Consider the following 917-nt stretch of genomic DNA (forward strand, 5'->3'; position numbering starts at 1 on the left):
TGTATTGATCACGAGCGTTGTTGACAGTGGTCGGGCTTGATCAAACGTAAAGACCTCCGGTGTGGTGGAGCTGTCTAGGACTGCACCGCACCGGAGGTCTTCGTGTCCCACCGTAACGCCCGCCTGACCGTGCACGGCAGGCGGCTCCTGATCGAACGCGTCCGGGCAGGACGCCCGGTCGCGCACATAGCCGCCGAGATGGGGATCTCCCGCACCACCGCCCACAAGTGGGTCCGCAGGTGGCGCGCAGAGGGCGACGCGGGCCTGCACGACCGGTCCAGTCGCCCCCGTACCACCCCGCACCGCACCCCGGACACGATCGAGGCCGAGGTCTGCCGGCTGCGGCAGGAACGCAAGCTCGGCCCCGCCCGGCTCGGGCCGATCCTCGGCATACCGACCTCGACGGTCCACCGGATCCTGACCCGCCACGGCATGAACCGGCTGCGGTGGATGGACCGGCCCACCGGCCAGGTCATCCGCCGCTACGAGCGCGAACGCCCCGGCGAGCTGGTCCACGTCGACATCAAGAAGCTCGGCAACATCCCCGACGGCGGCGGCCACCGCGTCATGGACCGGCAGGCCGGCGAGAGCAACCGGTACGCCACCACCGGCCTGAGAACTCCGAGCGGGACACCGAAGATCGGCTACAGCTACGTCCACAGCGCCGTCGACGACCACACCCGCCTGGCCTACAGCGAGATCCTGCCCGACGAACGCAAGGAGACCGCCACCGCGTTCTGGCACCGCGCCGAGCAGTTCTTCACCGCCCTCGGCATCACCGTCGAACGCGTCCTGACCGACAACGGCGCCTGCTACAAGTCACACCTGTGGCGCGACACACTCGCCGCATCCGGCATCGCCCACAAACGCACTCGCCCCTACCGACCCCAGACCAACGGCAAGGTCGAGCGCTTCAA

1 protein-coding gene is annotated in these 917 nt (G+C 68.7%); it reads left to right on the forward strand.

The annotated features are described in order from the left end of the window. Positions 1-102 precede the first annotated feature (102 nt). On the forward strand, positions 103-917 hold an 815-nt coding region (locus PUR61_RS01775; protein ID WP_329874896.1), incomplete at its 3' end, for an IS481 family transposase.

This window comes from Streptomyces sp. BE20 (assembly GCF_036322525.1).
GTDB lineage: Bacteria > Actinomycetota > Actinomycetes > Streptomycetales > Streptomycetaceae > Kitasatospora.